The organism is Flavobacterium sp. LC2016-12 (genome assembly GCF_015351595.1).
GTDB lineage: Bacteria > Bacteroidota > Bacteroidia > Flavobacteriales > Flavobacteriaceae > Flavobacterium.
Genome location: NZ_JADKPT010000010.1, coordinates 133,003 through 153,805, shown reverse-complemented (window position 1 = coordinate 153,805; position 20,803 = coordinate 133,003). Strand labels below are relative to the sequence as shown.

Sequence of the window (20,803 nt, the reverse complement as noted above, 5' to 3'; positions counted from 1 at the left end):
GATGGGAGGGAAAATCCTTTTGTGCCGGGGTTCGGCGCAAAAGATTGGAAGGACAGCAGGAAATAGCTCCTTATAATTCTGATGATTTACTTCTGATCTTTAGCCTTAATAATAACAGGCAGAATGAACTGTGTTTTTACCGGAATGCCGCGTTTGATTGCAGGATTTACTTTTGGGAAATCGACTAAACGTGCATGCAGAATACTGTCGATTTTAATGGTATCGTAAGCGACAGTATCTTTAGGAAACTGTGGTTCAAATTTCATCGTTGCGTTCGGGAAAACGGTTACTTTGACTTCTATGGTGTCCAATTCCGGATAAAGAATTGATAACGTATCAATGTCTAGTTTTGCCTCAATAAGTTGTCCCATGACTTCAAAAAAACATTGCTGGCGCAGTTTTTTGTCGGCTATTTTTTCGCATTCAGCAACTGAAGGATACTCGTCAACTTCTTTCCAGTTAATTGCTTTTAACTCTTTTTGAAGTAATTCTTTTTCAGACGGAACCTGCTTGTCAAAATATTGACAAGAATTGAAAATAATAAAAACTAAAAAAATAGGAAACTGCTTCAAGGCTTTAATATTGATTGTAAACTAATTAGATTATAAAAATACGATTATTTTTTTTGAGAAGCTTTGTATTGCAAATATTCTTCGTAGCTTTCTGAAAGCCATTTTTCTTTGTTTGCTGCGGCAATTTCCTTTTGATCAGGATATAAATGTGCTAAACGATCTGAAAAAGTGGCAATTTGAACGGTGTAATTGTAAAACTCGGTTTTTGTTAAAGTAATATTTGGATCATTTTTTCGATTAAAATACTCAAAGAAAAGCTCGTCAAATTCCTTCATGGAAAAATTTAATACCTTTTTCTTATTACTTTTATAAATACTGTCCTGAAGTATTTGATCATCGACAGCTAGTTTTTTAACTTGTGCATATGCAATATTATTGATCGAAAAAATCAAAAAACAAATAAAAAATAATTTTAAAAGTCTAGGCATTGTCTAATTTTTCTGACGGTTGCTATACAAATTTACAAAAAAATATATGGATTTACTACTGTTCACGCTCGGATTTATATGCATTCTTATTGGGATTTTTGGTAGTTTTTTGCCTGTTTTACCTGGTTTGTCGAGTTGTTGGGTTGGATTGTTGTTATTGTATTTAACAAAAGCGGTCGAAAACAACTATTGGGTTCTTGGAATTACGCTTTTAATAACCATCATAATTACAATTTTGGATTACATAATTCCGGCAAAAGGAACCAAAAAGTTTGGCGGAAGTTCATACGGAATTTGGGGAACCAATATTGGTTTAGTTGCTGGAATTTTAGCTCCAATTCCGTTTGGCGTTATTATCGGACCTTTTGTTGGCGCTTTTATTGGAGAACTTATTTATGATTCTAAAAACCACAAAAGAGCATTAAAAGCCGCAACCGGATCTTTGCTTGGGTTTCTTGCTTCGAGTTTTATCAACTTTATGTTTTGTATTATTTTTCTAGGTATTTTTTTGCGTGTAACATGGGAATATCGAAACATATTGTTTTAATTATGTAACATTGGGTTAGGTTTTTTCTTATTTTTTGCGAATTTTTAAGGAAATATTTGATTTTTTTTAAAAATATTTTGTTTTTATTTTGATAACGAAAGGGTTATGTTTATTGGGTATGAGAAGTTTTTGACAAAAATAAATGTTAAATCCACGATTAAATTTTTAACTTAATCTTTGGAAATGTTAAAATATTTTATATTTTTATCCTGATAAACGATAAAAACGCCCCTTTTATCGATTATTTTGAATAAGTATAAATAATTTTTTAAATAAATTAAGTATGACTCCTAACCTACAAATTGAACTTAGACGTTTTATTTCTTCTAATGTTGTTTCCAAGTTGAACAAGTTTTATTTTGAAAATGATGCACTCTTAATCAAAGGAATCGATGTCTCGATCGGAACCGTTTTAATGGGATTGTATAACAGGGCCGGCGAATCGGGTTTCTACAAAGAATTGACCACCTTAATTGCAGACGATTCCACTTTTTACCAGGAAGTCGATTTTACATCAGGTAGAATCTTATCAGTTGATGATTGTTACCGAATAGAAGGAAACGCCTTATTGAAAGGAATCTTCACTGAAAAAAAAGGAAGAATTTCGGAGATGATTTCAAATGAAGTCGGAATCAAAAGCGAAACCGCAAGAGAAATACTTAACTTCTCAGCCTTATTAGTAGTTTCTTATCTTAAGAACAACATGCAATTACTAGACAGTTTAAAATTACTTCTTGAAGAACAAAAAAGAGAAATTTTAAACAGTATTCAACCCGGAATCAAAATTATCTTAGGATTTTCATGTCATGAAGCAGTTGAAGATAAAAACCAATCGATGGGAAGATCTATTTTTACCCTTTTTGGACACAACTTTTTCAGTTTCTAAATAAAAAAAAATCCCATCTTACAAAAGTAAAACAGGATTTATATTCTTGAATTTGAATCGTTTACTAAACGTTTTTCAAATTGATAATTTCTTGCTCAGTCAAAAAGCGCCAGTTACCTCTTGGTAAATTCTTTTTGGTTAAACCTGCAAATGATACACGATCTATACGTAAAACATCATATTCGAAGTTTTCGAAAATAGCGCGAACCACTTTTACATTCGATGAACGTAATTTAAGCCCAACTTCGCTCTTTGGTTCATTATCAATATAACTAACCTCTTCAACAAATACACGGTGTCCGTCAAGAACCAAACCTTTGCTGATTTTTTCTAAATCCTCAAATTTTAAGTTTTTGTCTAATGAAACCTGATAGATTTTAGATGATTTCTGACTCGGTAAAGTAAATTTACGAATCATATCTGTATCGTTGGTGAATAACAACAAACCAGTAGTGTTTTTGTCCATTCTTCCAATCGGAGCAATCTTTGCTGTTGTAGAACCGCGAACAAGTTCCAGTACGTTACGGTATTCCTGACCTTCGTCAAGTGCAGTCGTAAAGTTTTTAGGTTTGTTCAACAAGATGTATTCTTTCTTTTCAGGAGTCAAAGTAACACCGTCAAAATTGACAACATCGTTTAATTTTACTAAATAACCCATTTCAGTAACCGGAACGCCATTTACTTTTACGTTTCCAGACTGAATGTATATATCGGCATCACGACGCGAGCAAACACCTGAATTAGAGATGTATTTGTTCAAACGAATCTCGTCTGCAGCTTTTTGTCTTTTAGGCGCCTGATTCTGTTTTTTGATTTTTTCTGCTTTTTCTTCTTCAGCAGCTTTAACAGCCGGCTTCACTTTTTTTGGCCCTTGCGCACGTTTCGCCATAGGAGGTTTTGGCTTGCTAGAGTTTGATCTCGAGCTATTTGGTCTCGAACCACCTCTTTTATTATTGCCTTCCTTATTGTTCATAAATTCTGTAATTTGTGCAAAGATAGTTTATTCTTGCTAAATAATCTTAAGTTCATTGTTCTTAGATTAATAGCTATTGTTTTTTGGGGTTTGAGAGAGTTGTATTTAGACTTTTTGGCCACTTTGAATTGTTGTTATTCCACAGAGATTCACCGAGTTCACACAGAGATTCGCAAAGTTTTTAAAAGAGCTTTGTGAATCTTTGCGAAATCTTCGTGAATCTCTGTGAAATAACTTAAACTAGAATTTTGAAATTAAAGCTTTCCCGTGCCACAAAACACTTGGATTAATCAAAACAATGCAAAAAACGCCCGATACAATCAGGAATTTCAAAACATTATGCAGTAATAAATATTGTTCCTTCGAATTTGATTTCCATAAATAAAGCAGGAAAAACAACAAAACGCCAAAGCATACATAAAAGTAAATGTCCATATAACCAACATCATAAATGTTGATTAAAACATAAACCGGAAGTACGGTCAAAATAGTCAAAGCAGTAATAACTTGTTTTGAAACCGTTTCGTTATAAAGTATCGGAATTGTTCTGTAATCGTTGGCCAGGTCGCCCTTAAGGTTCTCTAAATCCTTTATCATTTCACGAATCAGCAACAATAAAAACAAGAAAACAGCATGTGCTGAAATTACCATAAAATGGCTCATATGATCTTCAATTTCCTCAAATGAAATCTTGTTGTAGAAATATAACAGAATCGCGAAAAATGGAATAACAGCCAAAAACGCTGCCATCAAATTACCAACAAGTGGATATTTTTTGACTTTGTGTGAATAAAACCAAATCAGGAAAATATAGGCGGAAAAGAATAAAAAAGCACGCCAGGAAACAATGAAGGCCATTAAAACAGCAACGAAATTCAAAGTAAAATAAACTGATAATTTTGTTTTCTGACTCACCAAACGATCGAGCATCGATTTGTTTGGTCGATTGATTAAATCTTTTTGGCTGTCGTAAAAATTATTGATAATATAACCCGAAGCGATTGTTATTGCCGAAGCAAAAACAATCAAAAATAAATTGAAATCAAGTAAAATATCTAACGCTCTTTTTTCTGGAGCCAATATAAAAATTGCTGATAGATATTGTGCTAAAACAATAATCGGAATGTTATAGCCTCTTACTACAGAGAACAAACTAACAATTTTCATTACTAAAAGTTTGTGCTGTCTGCTTAACATTTTTTGATTAAAGTTTTTAGATTGAGGTGTAATTTAAGATTTTTTAATGGAGAAACCGAATGATTAAAGTTTGTTTTTTAATAATGCTGCCGATCCGTAACCCAATTTTCGAATGCAAGCCAGCGCTTCTTTTTGAGAAACAGCAACTTCTGTAATGTCTTTTTTTTCTACAAAAACCACGGAACCACTCCACGGATTTGGAGCATCGGGAATAAAAACAGCAAATCTGTTTTCGTTTATTTCTTCTACTAAAAAGGCGAATTGTAAACCTGCATCGGTGGGAACCAGAATCACTTTTAAATCTTCGTTAGATTCAAAACCTAACATGCTTTCATTCATGTTTTTCATGAAAGAGTAGCCGGGAACGAAACTTAATATTCCGTCTTCTAATTTTTGTATCAGTTTTTGTGCTCCTTGAGTTTTCGCAATTAAACCAGCTGTGAAACAAATAAAAGCTATAATAAAAATGGCTACAATTTCCTCAATTGCTAATCCTAAAACCTTTACGTCCGGAAATTGATGTACTATTGGTTTTGTGATCTTTTGAATGATGCTAAATCCTTTCTCCAGAAGAACCAATAATAAAATTAATGGGGCTAAAAAGAGAACTCCTCCTAAAAAAGTCGCTTTGATAATCTTTAAAATACTTTTCATATTCAATAACTTTTTTAGGGTAAAATTTCAGGAAAATGTATTCAGATAAATCAGTGCTTTTGAAGATTAAACTTAAAACTGATAAACTACTTCTAGTTTATAGTCTTTTAAAGAAGCTTTAGCACGCTCTAAATCTTGTGTAAAACCAAGGATATAACCACCACCACCAGAACCACAAAGTTTTAAATAATAATCGTTTGTGTCAATTCCGTTTTGCCAGATTCCGTGAAATTGCTCCGGAATCATTGGTTTGAAGTTGTTCAAAACAACTTTTGAAAGTTTCTTGGTATTAGTAAACAAAGATTTCATGTCGCCGTGTAAAAAATTCTCTACACAAGCATCAGTATGTTTTACGAATTGGTTTTTAAGCATCGCACGGAAACCTTTGTCTTTTAGGTTTTCCATGAAAATGTTTACCATTGGAGCCGTTTCGCCTACAATTCCTGAATCTAATAAAAACACAGCGCCTTTTCCGTCAAAACTTTGAGTTGGAATTCCGGTTGCTTCAATATTATCTTTAGAATTGATTAAAATCGGAATGCTTAAATAACTGTTTAAAGGATCTAAACCAGAGCTTTTTCCATGGAAAAAACTCTCCATTTGAGAAAATATATTTTTCAATTGTAACAGTTTTTCACGAGTTAAATTCTCTAAAACTGTTATTTTGTGTGTAGCATATTTATCGTAAATCGCAGCAACAAGTGCACCACTGCTTCCAACGCCGTAACCTTGCGGAATACTAGAATCAAAATACATTCCAGTTTCAACATCATTTTTTAAAGCTGCCAAATCAAAAGCAACCAATTCAGGTTGTTCTGTTTGCAAAGTTTCAAGGTAAGATGTGAATCGTTTTAAACTTGCGTTTGATGCCAAAGCTTCTGCTGAAGGTTCTTCAGATTTCTTTAAAGCGCCGTTGTAAAAATTATAAGGAATAGAAAGTCCCTTAGAGTCACGAATGATTCCGTATTCTCCGAAGAGTAATATTTTTGAGTAAAATAATGGTCCTTTCATGTTTATTTTATGTCTTTCTTTATTTTATTTGGTTCTTGTCTTGTGTCGAAAATAGCATGAATTCTTACTTCATTTGAACCAAAACTATACAAGAGACTTGATTGTTTTGTTATAACACATTTTCGATATTTTTTATTTACTGATGATTTAGGAAAAATTTCAGGATTCATGCTAATTATTGAAATTGCTTTTTCAAATTTAACAATAAACATTTCTTTTGATTTTTTAGACCATCTTGCTTCAATAAAATTTAAAACAGCGTCTAAATTTTTCTCAGCTGTTTTTGAAATATTTACTCTAAGATTCACTACCTGTATTTTTTCATCACATCTTCAAAGCTTGTAAATTCTCCTCTTTCAAATTCTAATTCACTTTGAGCAACATCTTCTTTCTGGGTATCAGTCAAATCATCCCACCAATCTTTTTTCTCTTTTCTTAGCAATTTTGCAACAGCCATAATGATTGAAGGATCATTAGTTTCTTTCAACATATTCATTGCCTCGAGTTTTTCTAATTGAATGTCCATAATCAAAATTTTAATTAAAGATACGGAAAATTATAATGCAATTGATCCTTCTCCAATTTGATCGCAAATGTACTGACCATTCTGACAAAATACAACTAATTCGTCCTTAATAAATTGTAATACTTTAGCGCTAACGTTTTCGGGATAAAGTACATGCACATTTGCACCCGCATCAAGCGTAAAACAAACCGGAATCTGGGTTTCATTCCTAAATTTCCAGATCGCATTGATGATCTGCAAAGTGTTTGGTTTCATCAAAATAAAATACGGCATAGAGGTCATCATCATCGCATGCAAAGTCAAAGCTTCACTTTCAACAACTTTAATGAATTCTTCCAGATTTCCATTTTCAAAAATGGCAATCAACTGATCCAGATTTTCATGTGCCTGCGCAAAACGTCTTTCTGCATAAGGATGATTGTGCATTAAATCATGACCAACCGTGCTTGAAACCTGTTTTTCACCTTTATCAACCAATAAAATCGTATCCTGGTAATTCTTGAAATTTTCATGAATCGTATATGGAAATTCAACCCCAAACAAGTCCGAACTTCCTTCAATGTTTGCCTGATTTCCCCACACTACAACTTTTCCTTTTACACTTCGGCAGGCACTTCCAGAACCTAAACGCGCTAGAAAAGAAGCTTTTTGATAGAAATAATCTTCTGTCATTTCCGGATTTAGCACTTTTTCTAAACTCATGAAATTCATTGCCAAAGCCGCCATTCCAGATGCCGAAGAAGCGATTCCTGAACTATGAGGGAAAGTATTTTGAGTGTCAATCGTAAAATGATAATCTTTCAAAAAGGGAAGATACACTTCAATTCGCTCTAAAAACTTTTGAATTTTCGGTTTGAAATCTTCTTTTGGTTTTCCTTCAAATAATAAATCAAATGAAAATGTATCGTTTGTCACATTGAGCGAAGTCAAAATGTCTCTTTTTTCGAAACCTAATTTGGTAATTGTTTTACAGTTATTCAAAGTAAAACTCACTGAAGGATTTGCCGGAATCTGATTGTCTTTTTTCCCCCAATATTTTACTAATGCAATATTGCTGGGAGCGCTCCACTCAAAGTTTCCGTTTTCGATTGTAGAAGTATATTTTTTAGGAATAAAATCAGCTGCTGTAAACATGAAATATAAATTTTGGCAAAGATAGTTTTTAAATTTTTTTACCATATAAGTAATATAAGAAAATTAAAATCTGCTTTTCTAAAATGAACTTGTAATAGCGTACAATTTTTCTTTTGACTATTTTTGATTTAAAATTTAATAAAATGAATAAATACATAAAAATTGCAATAGCTTTATTGGTTTGTTTAGCAGTAGGATATTCTGCCAGTACAGTAACAAGGCCAAGTGTAGAAAGCTGGTATCCAACGCTTGTAAAACCAATTTTTAATCCGCCAAATTGGATTTTCATGCCAATGTGGACATTACTTTATATTTTAATGGCGGTCGCTGCCGGATTAGTATGGGATAAAATCAAAGAACAAAATGAAGTTGTAAAAAAAGCACTTCTCTTCTTTATTATTCAGTTAACACTGAATGCAATTTGGTCTTATTTATTCTTCGGATTAAAAAATCCGCTTTTGGCTTTAATCGAAATTGCGCTTTTATGGCTGATGATTTATGAAACGTATTTAAAATTTATCAAAATTAATAAAACTGCAGGTTATTTACTGATTCCATATATGGCTTGGGTTGCTTTTGCAGCGGTTTTGAATGCTAGTATTTGGTGGTTGAATAAATAGTTTAGTTTCAGGTTTTTTAGTTTCAGGTTTAAATCAATTACATTTTACTTTATGAATAAATTCAGGGCTTTTTTAGTTGTTTTGGTTTTAGTTTCCTTTAAGAGTTTTGCTTGTTTGAACTGGGAAATTAAAACGCTGAAGAATAAGATTGAAATTTACCGGGACCGCACATATCAGTATGTTCCACGCGGACATCAATTTAAAATTAAAGATTTTTCGAGCTTAATTTTAGATCTTGAAGCAGGATATAAAAAGACTAACGACGTGGATTATTTGTCTGATAAAGGTTATGTTTTAATTATTCAGGGAAAATATAAGGAAGCTTTAACATTATATCTGAGCATCGAGAAAATAAAACCAAACAGATATTCTACGGCATCAAATATAGGGACTCTTTATGAATTGATGGGAGAAAATGAAAAAGCATATGAATGGATTAAGAAATCAATCAAAATTAATCCCGAATCTCATGAGGGATCTGAGTGGCTTCATCTTAAAATTTTAGAAGCGAAAATTCAAAAATTGCAAAATTTATCTGGAGCATTTTTTATCAATACTAATTTTGGATCTGAAATTATTCCAAAAACGAATATGGGAGATGAAGCGTTGGCAAAATTGAAAGATGCTTTATACTTTCAGTTAAATGAAAGGATTACATTTATAAAACCCAAAGATAAAATTATTTCGATTTTGCTTTTTGAGTTAGGAAATATAGCAACCATGCAAGTCTATGATCCTCAAAGTGCAGCTGAAGTATATGAACTTTCAAAAAAATACGGATTTCAAAGTGATTTACTTTACGAAAGGCTGGTACTCAATTATAAAAAGATGAATGAGTTTTGGGTAGAAAACACCGATGATTTGCAGAAAATAGTTTTTAGAGAACAAAACACAAATACAATTAATGCAAGAGAATTAAGAAAAAATCATAATTTGACTAATATTTTGATTGGTATTTCCATTTTCTCTTTTGCTTTATTGGTTTGCTCAATAGTTTTTTTCTTAAAATGGAAAAACTTGAAAAAATCTATTTCAGCTTCTTAAATTCATCGTTTTTAGCAGTCAAAAAATCCATTGTTGCCAGAATATTTGGATGCTCTAACAGCATTTTAGATTTTAGATCGGCATCACAAAATTGAAGAAATAGCTCTTTTTCATCAGAAGTTAATTTTAGGTCTTTTGTAAAGAAAGTTTCAGGGACTGTATTTGCAATAAGTTTTTTAAAATCCATTTCTGGGATTTTCTTTTTAGGTTCTTCTTTATCCTTTTTTAATAAACCAAAAAGCCCACCACCAATTGCACCAAAATTCATTCCGTTTTGTATTGTACCATCATAAACCGGAATAAAGCGTTTTAAATCTCTGGCCTGTTTGTCAATATTTATTTCAGCAAACGCTTCTGCATCATACTCAATTTTTGGAAATTTAATTTTGGTTATAACAACTTCATCCAGTTCTTCGGGTTTTAAGACCATACTAACTACCAGATTATTGACTTCAATGTTCTGGGAGGTTACTTTTAATCTTGAAAAGAAATAGTCTTTAGAAAAGAAAATCAAACTGTCTTTGATGTTTACCAAAATAGAAAATTCTCCCCGAGCATTTGTAGTTGTGCTTGTTTTTGTTGTTTTATTGATAACCTCCACATTTTTTAGGACATTATTTTGAGATACAACTTTTCCATGCAATAATTTTTCCGTTTGAGAAAAGGAAAGCTGATAAGTGAAAAAGGAAATTGTGGTAAGTAATTTTGCTTTCATTTAATTAAGGTTTTTCGTTTCCAATTTCTTAAATTCCTCATTTTTAGCATACAAAAAATCCATTGTTGCCAAAACATTAGGATGTTCTAAAAGTATTTTAGATTTCGGATCGGCATCGCAAAATTTTATAAAAAGTTCTTTTTCTTGAGAGGTAATATTTAAGTTTTTAAGGAAAAACTCAGGTGGACAAGAAGCGATTATTAGTTTTTTGAAAAGGTCATCATGAGGCTCAATTTTTTTCTTCGGTTTGTCAAAAATTGGGTAACTAAAATTGAGAGCATTTTTAATTTTACCATCGTAAACAGTAACCTTTGTAGTAACATCATCAAATTGCTTTCGATTTTTGATTTTGTTTACTTCTTCTCTATTATTGGCGATTTCTTTAAGTTCAGTTTTATTAAAAACAGATCTTGAAACTACAACAGTCTCCAACTCTTCGGCTTTCGGATTCATCTCAACAATGAGATAGCTTTTTTCCAGATCTTTCAAAGTTAGCTTCAATCTTGTAAATAAGTAATCCTTTGAAAAAAACAATAAACTGTCCTGCTCTTTTGCTAAAATAGAAAACTCTCCCAATTCATTTGTTCTCGTACTAGTTTGGGCAGTTTTGTTTATGACTTCAATATTTTTAAGTACCAGTTCTTGAGAAGCAACTTTTCCGTGAAGTAGTTTCTCTGTTTGGGAAATAGAAAGCTGATAAGTGAAAAAAGAAATTGTGGTAAGTAATTTTACTTTCATTTAATTACTATTTTTCGTTTTTAATTTCTTAAACTCATCATTTTTAGCATACAAAAAATCCATTGTCGTTAAAATATTACTGTGGTCTAAAAGTGTTTTAGATCTTGGGTCAGCATCGCAGAATTCAAGGAATAACTCTTTTTCTTCAGGTTTTAAATTAAGTTCTTTTGTGAAAAAATCAAGAGGGACAGATATTCCAATGAGTTTTTTAAAATCAATTTCAGGACTTTTAGGTTTGATTTGTTTTTCTTTTGATAAGAGGGCGTATAGTTTTTTTCCAATGTAGACAAAGTCCATTCCGTTTTGGATTGTTCCAAATCCTGTTGGCCTGCCAGAACTGAGTTTAATTTCTTCAATTTCATTAGCTGTAAGCTGGATCGGTTTAAATTTTATATTTGAAACCACGACTTCATTTAATTCTTCAGGTTTAAGAATCATATTTATTACCAGATCACTGGTTTCAATATTTTGAGAGGTTACTTTTAATTTTGAAATGAAATAATCGTTAGAAATAAAAAATAAACTGTCTTTTACGTTTGCTGAAATTGAAAACGCTCCCAAATCATTAGTGGTCGTACTTGTCTTTGCTGTTTTATTAATGACGTCAGCGCCTTTAATAATGTTGTTTTGAGAAACAACTTTTCCGTGCAGTAATTTTTCCGTTTGAGAAATAGAAAGCTGGTAAGTGAAAAAAGAAATTGTGGTAAGTAATTTTACTTTCATCTAATGGTATTTAGTTGATAGTAAAATTATTAGAATTGTCTTAACGAAAACTTACAGAATCTGTAAATTCTTGTTAATTCGGTTTTTTAGTTTTCAGTCGCGGTCTCAGTTTTCAGTTGTATTGTCTGTGACTGAAAACTGCGACTGCAAACTTTTTACAATATTTCAATTAAATCTGAAGGATTATTGATTACCAATTTGGCACCACTGGCAAGCAGCTCCTCTTCCGTGCGATAACCCCATGAAACGCCAAGTGGAAACATCTTGGCATTTGTTGCTGTTTGCATATCAATATCAGAATCACCGATAAAAATGATTTCTTCTGTTTGTAAGTTCCAGTTTTTGCTTATTTCAATTGCTTCAAACGGATTTGGTTTTTTAAGTGCTTCAGTACTTAAACCAACAGCAGTATTAAAATATTCAGGGAATATTTCTGATGCTATCTTTTTCGTTAGCTCATCTGCTTTATTTGAGAAAACGGCTAATTTAATATCACGTGAAACTAAATTATCCAGCAATTCAACAATTCCTGCGTAAGGTTTTGTTTTCAGCGTGCAAATTTCACGATATTCTGAAATCATATTTTCGAAGCAAACTTCGATTTCATTTTCTGAATTGTTTGATGCCGGCAAAGCTTTACTAACCAAATTTCGCAACCCGCTTCCAATAAAATACTGGTAAGCATCGTAAGTATGTGTTGGATAATTTAGACTGTTAAGAACATTATTCATGGCATCTGAAATGTCTTCTAATGAGTTGACTAATGTTCCGTCTAAATCAAAAATAATTCCTTTGTATTTCATTCTATTAAATATTATTGGCTAAAATAAACCCACTTGTCCAGGCATTCTGAAAATTAAAACCTCCTGTTATAGCATCAATATTTACAATTTCGCCTGCAAAATAAAGATTTTGATGCAATTTGCTTTCCATAGTTTTAAAGTTGATTTCTTTTAAATCAATTCCGCCGGCAGTAACGAATTCTTCTTTAAAAGTGCTTTTTCCGTTGACCTGAAATTTTGCTTTTGTGAGTTGAGAAGCTAGATTTTGTAATTGTATTTTAGATAAATCGGCCCATTTTGTTTCCGCGTCAATTTCAGAAGCCAAAACCAAACTTTCCCATAAACGGTTCGGGAAGTCGAAAGGAGATTTTTTTGAAACGGCCTTTTTAGCATGTTCCTGTTTTAAGTCTTTTAGCATTTTCGCGGCATCTTCTGCATCCACATCATTTAACCAATTGACGAAAATAGTAAACTGATAATTCTTGTCGAATAAAATACGGGCTCCCCAGGCCGAAAGTTTCAGAATCGCTGGACCACTCATTCCCCAATGCGTAATTAATAAAGGTCCGGTGGATTCCAGTTTAGTATCTTTTACATTAACGGTAACTTGTGCCGCAACGCCGGGTAATTCTTTAATGCGTGGATCTTTGATATTGAAAGTAAATAGGGAAGGGACTGGGCTGATAATTGCATGTCCTTTCTCTTGAAGCATTTCCCAAATTTTAGGATTACTTCCTGTCGCTAGAACTAATTTTTCAGCAATAAATTTATCGCTTTGCGCATCAATTTTCCAATGATTTTCTGCTTTGTAAATCGATTGAACGCTTTGACCTGTCAAAACTTTTATGCCTAATTTTTCGGTTGCTTTTAAAAAACAATCGATTATGGTTTGAGACGAATTAGAAACGGGAAACATTCTTCCGTCATCTTCAATTTTTAGTTCCACACCATGTTTTTCGAACCATTCAATTGTATCTCCAGAACAAAACTGATGAAAAGGCCCACGAAGTTCTTTTTCGCCACGCGGGTAAAATTTGACCAATTCATTCGGTTCAAAACAAGCGTGTGTTACGTTGCATCTTCCGCCACCGGAAACGCGGACTTTAGAAAGTACTTCTTTTCCTCTTTCTAAAATGGCAATTTTCAGTTTCGGATTTTTCTCTGCAATATTAATAGCGGTAAAAAAACCTGCAGCGCCTCCGCCTACAATTAGGATGTCGAAATTTTGACTCATATTTTATCTGGAAAATCAGTGATGATTCCGTTTACTTTTAAATTTTTTATTTTTTGAATATCTTCCTCAATATTTACTGTCCAGGGTAAAACCAGAAATCCTTTTTCCTGAATTTCCTTAGTGTTTTCCTCATTCAATAAATGATAATAAGGATGAATGGCCTTTGCTTTTATGGTTTCGGCGAAAGCCAAAGCTAAATTCAGATCCGTTTCGGTTAATACGCCAATCGGGATATTTTGATTTAAATCATGAATATCTTTTAAAGCACTCCAATCAAAACTTGAAACAATAAAATGCTCGTATTTCCAATTTTTCTCTGAAACATATTCTTCAATTAATGCAGAGACGCACTGCAGTGCGTCTTTACTTTTCAATTCGATATTGATCAGGCATTTTTTGTCTACCAAATCAAAAACTTCATTTAAAGTTGGAATTTCATGCTTGTCAGCAATCAAAAACGATTTTAACTCCGGCAAAGATAAGGTATTTACAAAACCTTTTCCATTGGTCATTTTGTCGATCGTTTCGTCGTGAATTACGATTATGTGCCCGTCAACGCTTAAGTGAACATCGAGTTCGATTCCGTCAGCATTTAAGTCTAATGCTTTCTGAAAGGCTTGTAAAGTATTCTCGGGTTCGTAGCCTTTGGCACCGCGATGTGCAATCTTGAGCATGTCTAGAAAGTTTTACCGCAAAGGTCGCAAAGTTTTACGCAAAGGTCGCAAGGATTAGGTAAAAAAATTTGCCACAGATTCCACAGATTAAAAAGATTAGAAAAATCAATTTAATCCATTAATCTGTGGCAAAAAACTTTGCGAACCTAGCGTAAAGCTTTGCGGCCTTTGCGGTTAAGTACGTTCCAATAAAACGATGTCGAAATCACTATCAATGGTAACTTTTCCATCAATAACTTCGGCGTTTTGATCCGAATAAGTGTCTCTTAATTTTGTTCCGTTTTCGAAAATAGCATTTACCGAAATTTCTTTTTTGCCTTGTGGTAAATCCAAACCAATTACGACTTTATCTTCGAAAGCTCCTTTTGAGAAAGTTCTGGAAAAAACATAAGGTTCTGAACTAATTTGTTGATGAATTCCGGCGCCAATTGCAGGATGATTTCTTCTAAATTGTCCTAATTTTTGCCAATGTAAAAGTGTCTTTTTAGTTTCGGGATTATTCAAAATATCATCCCAATTCATGTTGGAACGAAGCGTTGCATCGCCGTTTGTACCTTCCACAACTAAAGATCTTCCAGACTCATCTCCGTAATAAACTTGCGACATTCCGGGAGATAATAATAATTTTGTACCAGCTTCGATGCTTTTTGTTCTGTTGGCGTCAAAAGGCTGGCCATCGTCGTGAGAAGACATATAGTTAAGAACAGAATATCCTTTTAATTCATTGTTTAATGAATTTGAATATTTAGAAAATAAACCTTCATAATTGTTTTGACCAGCATTCCATTTGAATTCAAAATTAATCATGCTATTGAAACCATTTTGGAAGTAATTTACTTTTCTATCTCCAAAATCATAATCCTGACCACCGCTGATTCCGTAACCGTAAACTTCGGCAATCGTATAAAACGGGTTTTGATCTAAAACTTGTAAAGGATGATGTTTTTTCCAGGTTTCGAAAGCGTAATCACATTCCTTTTTAAAATCGGCCCAAACGTCTTCGTTGGTATGTTTTACGGTATCGGCGCGGTAACCGTCAATTCCGAATTCAACGATATAATCTGTCAGCCATTTTATGATGTAATATTTTGGTGTTCTTGGATAGTTGGTTCTTTTGAAGAATTCATTCAAAGAGGCAATTTCTTTTTCATAACGGCCTTCTTTTTTCCATTTTTCAATCAAAAATGGAGGGAGCTGAACTTCCTGCGTACTTTCTGTTCTTACATCCGGAAGATTATCAACTAAAGTACACATAGTTGTATTTTCAAATGATTTGTAGTCGCAAACGACTCCGGTTCTAACCCAATCCGAAGGCCAAACGGGATCTTCAGGAGTTACTGGACCAGTATGATTGATTACACCATCCAGAATAATTCTGATGCCTTTTTCATGTGCTTTTTGAACCAGTTTTGCCAAATCTTCTTTAGTTCCAAAATTCGGATCTAAAGCGGTCCAGTCTTTTGCCCAATAACCGTGAAAGCCATAAGTCAAACCCGTTCCTTCATCAACGCCATCGTGAATTTGCTCTACAATCGGCGTAAGCCAAATAGCATTTATTCCCAGTTTTTCAAAATATCCTGATTCGATTTTTTTTGTAATTCCGATGATATCTCCGCCTTCAAATCCGCGCAGTTTTGCGGGAGTTTTGGTTCGGTTGAAATTTATATCGTTGGCAGTATTTCCATTATAAAAACGATCGGTAAGTAAAAAGTAAACATTTGCTCCTTCCCAAACGAAAGGTGTTTTCGAAGTATTTTCGTTATTCATTGAAACTGATTTTGAGCCAGAACAACTCGTGATTAAGAATACTAAAGGTAAAAAAAGGAAAGTGTATTTTTTCATTTATTTCAAATTTAACGTTGTAGAGACGCACTGCAGTGCGTCTTTACGATAGACATTGTGTTGTAAACCGTATTAATTAAAAAAAATAGCCACGAATTCACGAATTATTTTAATACTCTATGAAAAATATAAATTCGTGAATTCGTGGCGGAAAATAGTAACCTATAATTTTAAACACATAGAAACATAGATTTTCTTCCTTTCGAAAAGGATAAATAAATGACAAATCATTTACACATAGCTATGTGTTTTGATGCAAGTGAAATGCCTTTTTTTAGACTATCAAAAACTATGTCTCTATGTGTTTAAATAAAATATTTATTCCAATTCTAAAACCAAAGCTGATTTTGGTTCTAATGTAATTTCAGTAGCTAAATCAAATGTTTTTCCGGTTAAAACATCTTTTCCTGATTTAAAGTTTTTGATGTTTTCTTTAAAACGATTTGTTTTGATAGTTTGTGCTTTAGCGTTGTTATTGAAAACAACCATTACCGTTTTTGTATCATTATATCTGAAATAAACATAAGTGTTGTTTTCCGGAATATAATGCGTCATTTTCCCGGTATGAATCGCTTCATTTGATTTTCTCCAATTGAATAATTTGGATGTAAAATCAAAATATTGTGCTTGCTCGGCTGTTCTTCCTGTTGCAGTTAGTGCGTTGTTTTTGTCGCCCGCCCATCCGCCAGGAAAATCTCTCCGAATGTCTGCATCGCCTTTGCCTTTGTCGCCACCCATTCCAATTTCTGAACCGTAATAAACCTGTGGGATACCACGAATGGTTGCTATTAAAGTCATCGCCAGTTTGTATTTCGGGAAATCGTATTTAAACTTATCATTCATACGATCCGTGTCATGATTTTCGGCAAAAACCAAAATGTTATTTGTGTTTGGATATAAATAATCCATGGCAAAATTGTTGTAGAATTTAATCAACCCGTTGTCCCAGCTTGGTTCGTCTTCGTTGAAAGCAGAAGTAACCTGACTTTGCAATGTAAAATCCATTACACTTGGTAAATTCGAATTGTAGTTTTCAATTGCACCAATTTTACTGTCTTTTTGCCAAAACGCTAAATTCGCCTGATTGTGCATCCAGATTTCTCCAACGATATTAAAATTAGGATATTCATTCGTAATTGCTTTTGCCCAATTGGCCATTCCAGTTTTGTCAGAGTAATTATAAGTATCCACTCTAAATCCATCAAGATTAGCATATTCAATCCACCAGATTGCATTTTGAGTTAGGTATTTTGCTACTAACGGATTTCTTAAATTCAAGTCTGGCATAGACGGTACAAACCATCCATCAACACAAACTTCCTGATCTATTTTTGAAGCGTGAATATCTGTAATTACCTCACGTCTGTGATGTGTTTGTGTGAAGTTTTCAAATTGATTGAACCAGGTTTTAGTTGGCATGTCTTTCATCATCCAGTGGGTAATTCCCCAGTGATTCGTAACATAATCCATAACCAGTTTCATGTTTTTTTTGTGCATTTCTGATGACAAACGAACGTAATCTTCGTTCGTTCCATAACGCGGATCTATTTTGTAAACATCAGACTGCGCATATCCATGATAAGAATGCTGTTTGTCGTTGTCTTCGCATAAAGGCGTGTTCCAGATTGTAGTGGCACCCAAAGACGAAATATAATCTAAGTTTTTAATAATTCCTTCGATATCTCCGCCGTGACGTCCTGCAGGTTCTGCGCGATTTCCTTTTTCAGTTAAAGAAGTATTGGTGTCATTTTTCGGATTTCCGTTAGCAAAACGATCCGGCATGATCAGGTAAATCAAATCTGAAGAATCGTAACTTTTTCGGTCAGCCGAATTCGCTCTTCTTTCTTTAAGGGAATATTTTTGAGTAAAAGCAATTTTGTTATTGGCTTTAAAAGAGAAAACCAATTCTGAAGCTTTTAGGTTTTGTGTGTCAATCGTAACAAAAAGATAATTTGGATTTTCTGTTTTTTCGACATTTTTAATCGCCACATTGTTAGAAACCGAAGCTTCATATTGCGCGATATTTTTTCCGTAGAACATAATCTGCAACTCCGGATTTTTCATTCCCGCGTACCAAAATGGCGGTTCTACTTTCTGAATTTGCGCTTTCGCGGAAGCAGAAAATATTAGGATGAAAAGGAATATTTTGTAGAATGTGTGGTTGGTTTGAATTCTCATAATTAAAGTTTTTAGTTTTCCTGCAAGGTTCTTAAAACCTTGTAAGTATGTTTGAGAAAAGCTTAAACCTACAAGGTTTTGCAAAACTTGTAGGAAGCTGGAATTTAAACTATACAAGAAAATGTAAGAACATTTAAGATAAAAGCTGGGGAGATTTCTATTTAAATGGACTTACATTTCTCATATGGTTAATTAAAATTATTTAGTTTCAATAATGCTGATCGCATAACCTCCGCCCGGAGCAGATAACTGAGATAATTTTGATTTATTTGTTACAGCAATTTTCTTGATCGTATAAGCTTGCGGATTTGTTTTGTAATGCGCATCTTTTGCATCAGCATAGATTGTTGCGGTGTATTTTTTGCCTTTTTCAAGGAAACTGAAATCGATGTTTGAAGTACGGGAAGTTTCTCCGTTTACGTTTCCAACAAACCAGTTGTTAGTTCCTTTTGCTTTACGGGCAACTGTAATAAAATCACCTGGTTCAGCTTCAATATATTTGCTTTCAGACCAGTCAACAGCCACATCTTTAATAAATTGGAATGCATCTGGAAAACGGTTGTAGTTCTCTGGAGTATCAGCAGCCATTTGCAATGGGCTGTACATTGTAACATATAAAGCCAACTGATTACAGATTGTGCTGTTTACATGCGATTTGTTGTCAGGATTCATTTTGCTGATATCCATTTCGAAGATTCCAGGAGTGTAATCCATTGGACCTCCAATTAATCTTGTAAATGGTAAAACGGTAACGTGATTTGGTTTAGAACCTCCAAAAGCCTGATATTCTGTTCCTCTTGCGGCTTCGTTTCCAATTAAGTTCGGGTACGTTCTTGCAATTCCTGTTGGGCGAACCGCTTCGTGAGCATTCACCATAATTTTATAATCAGCTGCTTTTTCGATTGCGTATTGATAATGGTTTACAATCCATTGATCGTAATGGTTTTCACCGCGAGGCAAAATGTCTCCAACGTATCCGCTTTTTACAGCATCATATCCGTTGTCTTTCATGAATTGGTACGCTTTGTCCATATGACGCTCGTAATTACGAACTGAACCTGAAGTTTCATGGTGCATGATAATTTTGATTCCTTTAGATTTTGCGTATTCGTGCAAACCTTTTACATCAAAATCCGGGTAAGGCGTTACGAAATCAAAAACATAATCTTTTGAATGTCCAAACCAGTCTTCCCAACCTTCATTCCATCCTTCAACCAAAACAGCGTCGAAACCATTTGCAGCAGCGAAATCAATGTATTTTTTTACGTTAGCATTGTTCGCTCCGTGTGTTCCGCTTGGTTTTGCTTTTGAGAAATCAGAAACACCTAATTGAACTGTTGGAAAATCGTTTGTGTACGACCAAGAGCTTTTTCCTGTAATCATTTCCCACCAAACACCAATGTATTTTACAGGTTTAATCCAGGAAGTATTATCAATTTTTGATGGATCGTTTAAGTTATAAGTCATTTTTGAAGCTAAGATTTCTCTTGCGTCATCGCTCACCATAATTGTTCTCCAAGGAGAGTGGCTCGGTGCCTGCATATACCCTTTATCTCCTTTTGCATCTGGAGTTAACCAAGATTCAAAAATCATGTTTTTGTCATCTAAATTCAAATGCATACAAGAATAGTTGATCAAAGCCGCTTCGTGCAGGTTGATGTAAATTCCGTCATTTGTTTTTAACATCAAAGAAGTCTGAACTCCTGTTGGAGAAAAGTTCTTTTGAGAAACGTTTGCTGTGTATGCTTTTTGAGATAAACCTCTAATTTCAGATAATTTCGATTTTGTATAATCGTATTCCTGTGTATCATAATCCCCCGGAATCCAAAATGCCGTGTGGTCGCCCGCCATTGCAAATTGTGTTCTCTCTTCTTTAATTACAAAATATGTAAGATTCTTTTGAGCTGGGAATTCATATCTAAATCCAAGGCCGTCATTAAACAAACGAAAACGAATAACGATTTGTCTGTCCGTTCCTTTTTGATTTAAAGTAACAGCCAATTCATTATAGTGATTTCTAATGTTGTCCACTTCCCCCCAAACCGGTTTCCAGGTTTCGTCAAAAGTGGTTGTTTTTGTATCCACAACAGTAAAGTCATTCAATAAAGATTTTTTGTCATCTTTAAGTTCAAGACCTAGTTTACTTGTTTTTACTACCTCTTTGTTTTTGTATTTTAAGCTGTAAGTTGGTGTTCCGTCATTTTGAAGCGAAAATTCCATTACGAACTTTCCTTCGGGTGATTTTAATTGTTGTGCATTTGCAATCGAGCTAAATGCAAACAAGATTAAACTTGCGAAAAATAAGTTTTTCATGTTTTTTGATTT

General features: G+C 33.6%; 22 protein-coding genes. 4 read left to right on the top strand and 18 right to left on the bottom strand.

The window, feature by feature from the left end:
• Window positions 1-86: 86 nt before the first annotated feature.
• Window positions 87-572, bottom strand: a complete 486-nt coding sequence (locus IRZ99_RS15995) for a hypothetical protein (protein WP_194658219.1) — start codon at window positions 570-572, stop codon at window positions 87-89.
• A 44-nt stretch (window positions 573-616) separates the two neighbouring features.
• Window positions 617-1,000, bottom strand: a complete 384-nt coding sequence (locus tag IRZ99_RS15990) for a hypothetical protein (protein ID WP_194658218.1) — start codon at window positions 998-1,000, stop codon at window positions 617-619.
• A 46-nt stretch (window positions 1,001-1,046) separates the two neighbouring features.
• Here IRZ99_RS15990 and IRZ99_RS15985 point away from each other — a divergent pair, with 46 nt between their 5' ends.
• Window positions 1,047-1,547, top strand: coding sequence for a DUF456 domain-containing protein (locus IRZ99_RS15985; protein ID WP_194658217.1), 501 nt, complete (start codon window positions 1,047-1,049; stop codon window positions 1,545-1,547).
• 283 nt (window positions 1,548-1,830) lie between these two features.
• On the top strand, window positions 1,831-2,433 hold the full coding sequence (locus IRZ99_RS15980) for a DUF937 domain-containing protein (RefSeq protein WP_194658216.1): 603 nt from the start codon (window positions 1,831-1,833) through the stop codon (window positions 2,431-2,433).
• 64 nt (window positions 2,434-2,497) lie between these two features.
• Here IRZ99_RS15980 and IRZ99_RS15975 read toward each other — a convergent pair whose 3' ends face one another.
• The 7 genes from IRZ99_RS15975 to IRZ99_RS15945 form a co-directional block, all read right to left on the bottom strand.
• On the bottom strand, window positions 2,498-3,406 hold the full coding sequence (locus IRZ99_RS15975; protein WP_194658215.1) for a pseudouridine synthase: 909 nt from the start codon (window positions 3,404-3,406) through the stop codon (window positions 2,498-2,500).
• Window positions 3,407-3,646: 240 nt separating this feature from the next.
• Window positions 3,647-4,603, bottom strand: coding sequence for a geranylgeranylglycerol-phosphate geranylgeranyltransferase (locus IRZ99_RS15970; protein ID WP_194658214.1), 957 nt, complete (start codon window positions 4,601-4,603; stop codon window positions 3,647-3,649).
• A gap of 63 nt (window positions 4,604-4,666) precedes the next feature.
• A complete protein-coding gene (locus tag IRZ99_RS15965) occupies window positions 4,667-5,257 on the bottom strand; it encodes a DUF502 domain-containing protein (RefSeq protein WP_194658213.1) in 591 nt (196 codons plus the stop codon).
• A 72-nt stretch (window positions 5,258-5,329) separates the two neighbouring features.
• Window positions 5,330-6,268, bottom strand: a complete 939-nt coding sequence (locus IRZ99_RS15960) for a mevalonate kinase (protein ID WP_194658212.1) — start codon at window positions 6,266-6,268, stop codon at window positions 5,330-5,332.
• Between the two features lie 2 nt (window positions 6,269-6,270).
• Window positions 6,271-6,576, bottom strand: coding sequence for a type II toxin-antitoxin system RelE/ParE family toxin (locus IRZ99_RS15955; protein ID WP_194658211.1), 306 nt, complete (start codon window positions 6,574-6,576; stop codon window positions 6,271-6,273).
• A complete protein-coding gene (locus IRZ99_RS15950) occupies window positions 6,576-6,794 on the bottom strand; it encodes a hypothetical protein (RefSeq protein WP_194658210.1) in 219 nt (72 codons plus the stop codon). Before IRZ99_RS15950 ends, IRZ99_RS15955 begins: the two co-directional genes overlap by 1 nt.
• Window positions 6,795-6,824: 30 nt before the next feature.
• Entirely contained in the window at window positions 6,825-7,928 is a 1,104-nt protein-coding gene (locus tag IRZ99_RS15945) for a diphosphomevalonate/mevalonate 3,5-bisphosphate decarboxylase family protein (RefSeq protein WP_194658209.1), read from the bottom strand.
• A gap of 143 nt (window positions 7,929-8,071) precedes the next feature.
• Between IRZ99_RS15945 and IRZ99_RS15940 the strand changes: the two genes are divergently transcribed.
• Together IRZ99_RS15940 and IRZ99_RS15935 are read left to right on the top strand one after the other, a co-directional pair.
• Window positions 8,072-8,548 carry a TspO/MBR family protein gene (locus tag IRZ99_RS15940; RefSeq protein ID WP_194658208.1) on the top strand — a complete coding sequence of 159 codons (477 nt, stop codon included), beginning with the start codon at window positions 8,072-8,074 and terminating at the stop codon, window positions 8,546-8,548.
• A 51-nt stretch (window positions 8,549-8,599) separates the two neighbouring features.
• Window positions 8,600-9,592, top strand: a complete 993-nt coding sequence (locus IRZ99_RS15935; protein WP_194658207.1) for a tetratricopeptide repeat protein — start codon at window positions 8,600-8,602, stop codon at window positions 9,590-9,592.
• On the opposite strand, the gene IRZ99_RS15930 is transcribed toward IRZ99_RS15935, so the two are convergent.
• From IRZ99_RS15930 to IRZ99_RS15890, 9 genes are all read right to left on the bottom strand, one after another.
• Window positions 9,576-10,307: a hypothetical protein gene (locus tag IRZ99_RS15930; RefSeq protein ID WP_194658206.1), complete on the bottom strand. Its 732-nt coding sequence runs from the start codon at window positions 10,305-10,307 to the stop codon at window positions 9,576-9,578. The two genes, IRZ99_RS15935 and IRZ99_RS15930, sit on opposite strands and share 17 nt — an antisense overlap.
• Entirely contained in the window at window positions 10,308-11,045 is a 738-nt protein-coding gene (locus tag IRZ99_RS15925; RefSeq protein ID WP_194658205.1) for a hypothetical protein, read from the bottom strand.
• A complete protein-coding gene (locus IRZ99_RS15920; protein WP_194658204.1) occupies window positions 11,046-11,768 on the bottom strand; it encodes a hypothetical protein in 723 nt (240 codons plus the stop codon).
• A 155-nt stretch (window positions 11,769-11,923) separates the two neighbouring features.
• Window positions 11,924-12,571, bottom strand: a complete 648-nt coding sequence (locus IRZ99_RS15915) for an HAD family hydrolase (protein WP_194658203.1) — start codon at window positions 12,569-12,571, stop codon at window positions 11,924-11,926.
• A gap of 4 nt (window positions 12,572-12,575) precedes the next feature.
• Window positions 12,576-13,784, bottom strand: a complete 1,209-nt coding sequence (locus tag IRZ99_RS15910) for an NAD(P)/FAD-dependent oxidoreductase (RefSeq protein WP_194658202.1) — start codon at window positions 13,782-13,784, stop codon at window positions 12,576-12,578.
• On the bottom strand, window positions 13,781-14,458 hold the full coding sequence (locus IRZ99_RS15905; protein WP_194658201.1) for a glycerophosphodiester phosphodiesterase family protein: 678 nt from the start codon (window positions 14,456-14,458) through the stop codon (window positions 13,781-13,783). The genes IRZ99_RS15910 and IRZ99_RS15905 overlap by 4 nt, the downstream gene beginning before the upstream one ends.
• Window positions 14,459-14,632: 174 nt before the next feature.
• The gene (locus IRZ99_RS15900) at window positions 14,633-16,300 is read right to left on the bottom strand and encodes an alpha-amylase family glycosyl hydrolase (protein WP_194658200.1); all 1,668 of its coding nucleotides are present in this window, start codon (window positions 16,298-16,300) and stop codon (window positions 14,633-14,635) included.
• A 318-nt stretch (window positions 16,301-16,618) separates the two neighbouring features.
• A complete protein-coding gene (locus tag IRZ99_RS15895) occupies window positions 16,619-18,478 on the bottom strand; it encodes a glycoside hydrolase family 13 protein (protein WP_194658199.1) in 1,860 nt (619 codons plus the stop codon).
• A gap of 198 nt (window positions 18,479-18,676) precedes the next feature.
• A complete protein-coding gene (locus IRZ99_RS15890; protein WP_194658198.1) occupies window positions 18,677-20,791 on the bottom strand; it encodes a glycoside hydrolase family 97 protein in 2,115 nt (704 codons plus the stop codon).
• Between the last annotated feature and the right edge of the window lie 12 nt (window positions 20,792-20,803).

Bases quoted from the DNA above. Each gene is read 5' to 3' on its own strand.
- IRZ99_RS15990 (WP_194658218.1), bottom strand. From the start codon at position 1,000: ATGCCTAGACTTTTAAAATTATTTTTTATTTGTTTTTTGATTTTTTCG.
- IRZ99_RS15985 (WP_194658217.1), top strand. From the start codon at position 1,047: ATGGATTTACTACTGTTCACGCTCGGATTTATATGCATTCTTATTGGG.
- IRZ99_RS15980 (WP_194658216.1), top strand. From the start codon at position 1,831: ATGACTCCTAACCTACAAATTGAACTTAGACGTTTTATTTCTTCTAAT.
- IRZ99_RS15975 (WP_194658215.1), bottom strand. From the start codon at position 3,406: ATGAACAATAAGGAAGGCAATAATAAAAGAGGTGGTTCGAGACCAAAT.
- IRZ99_RS15970 (WP_194658214.1), bottom strand. From the start codon at position 4,603: ATGTTAAGCAGACAGCACAAACTTTTAGTAATGAAAATTGTTAGTTTG.
- IRZ99_RS15965 (WP_194658213.1), bottom strand. From the start codon at position 5,257: ATGAAAAGTATTTTAAAGATTATCAAAGCGACTTTTTTAGGAGGAGTT.
- IRZ99_RS15960 (WP_194658212.1), bottom strand. From the start codon at position 6,268: ATGAAAGGACCATTATTTTACTCAAAAATATTACTCTTCGGAGAATAC.
- IRZ99_RS15950 (WP_194658210.1), bottom strand. From the start codon at position 6,794: ATGGACATTCAATTAGAAAAACTCGAGGCAATGAATATGTTGAAAGAA.
- IRZ99_RS15945 (WP_194658209.1), bottom strand. From the start codon at position 7,928: ATGTTTACAGCAGCTGATTTTATTCCTAAAAAATATACTTCTACAATC.
- IRZ99_RS15940 (WP_194658208.1), top strand. From the start codon at position 8,072: ATGAATAAATACATAAAAATTGCAATAGCTTTATTGGTTTGTTTAGCA.
- IRZ99_RS15935 (WP_194658207.1), top strand. From the start codon at position 8,600: ATGAATAAATTCAGGGCTTTTTTAGTTGTTTTGGTTTTAGTTTCCTTT.
- IRZ99_RS15930 (WP_194658206.1), bottom strand. From the start codon at position 10,307: ATGAAAGCAAAATTACTTACCACAATTTCCTTTTTCACTTATCAGCTT.
- IRZ99_RS15925 (WP_194658205.1), bottom strand. From the start codon at position 11,045: ATGAAAGTAAAATTACTTACCACAATTTCTTTTTTCACTTATCAGCTT.
- IRZ99_RS15920 (WP_194658204.1), bottom strand. From the start codon at position 11,768: ATGAAAGTAAAATTACTTACCACAATTTCTTTTTTCACTTACCAGCTT.
- IRZ99_RS15915 (WP_194658203.1), bottom strand. From the start codon at position 12,571: ATGAAATACAAAGGAATTATTTTTGATTTAGACGGAACATTAGTCAAC.
- IRZ99_RS15910 (WP_194658202.1), bottom strand. From the start codon at position 13,784: ATGAGTCAAAATTTCGACATCCTAATTGTAGGCGGAGGCGCTGCAGGT.
- IRZ99_RS15905 (WP_194658201.1), bottom strand. From the start codon at position 14,458: ATGCTCAAGATTGCACATCGCGGTGCCAAAGGCTACGAACCCGAGAAT.
- IRZ99_RS15900 (WP_194658200.1), bottom strand. From the start codon at position 16,300: ATGAAAAAATACACTTTCCTTTTTTTACCTTTAGTATTCTTAATCACG.
- IRZ99_RS15895 (WP_194658199.1), bottom strand. From the start codon at position 18,478: ATGAGAATTCAAACCAACCACACATTCTACAAAATATTCCTTTTCATC.
- IRZ99_RS15890 (WP_194658198.1), bottom strand. From the start codon at position 20,791: ATGAAAAACTTATTTTTCGCAAGTTTAATCTTGTTTGCATTTAGCTCG.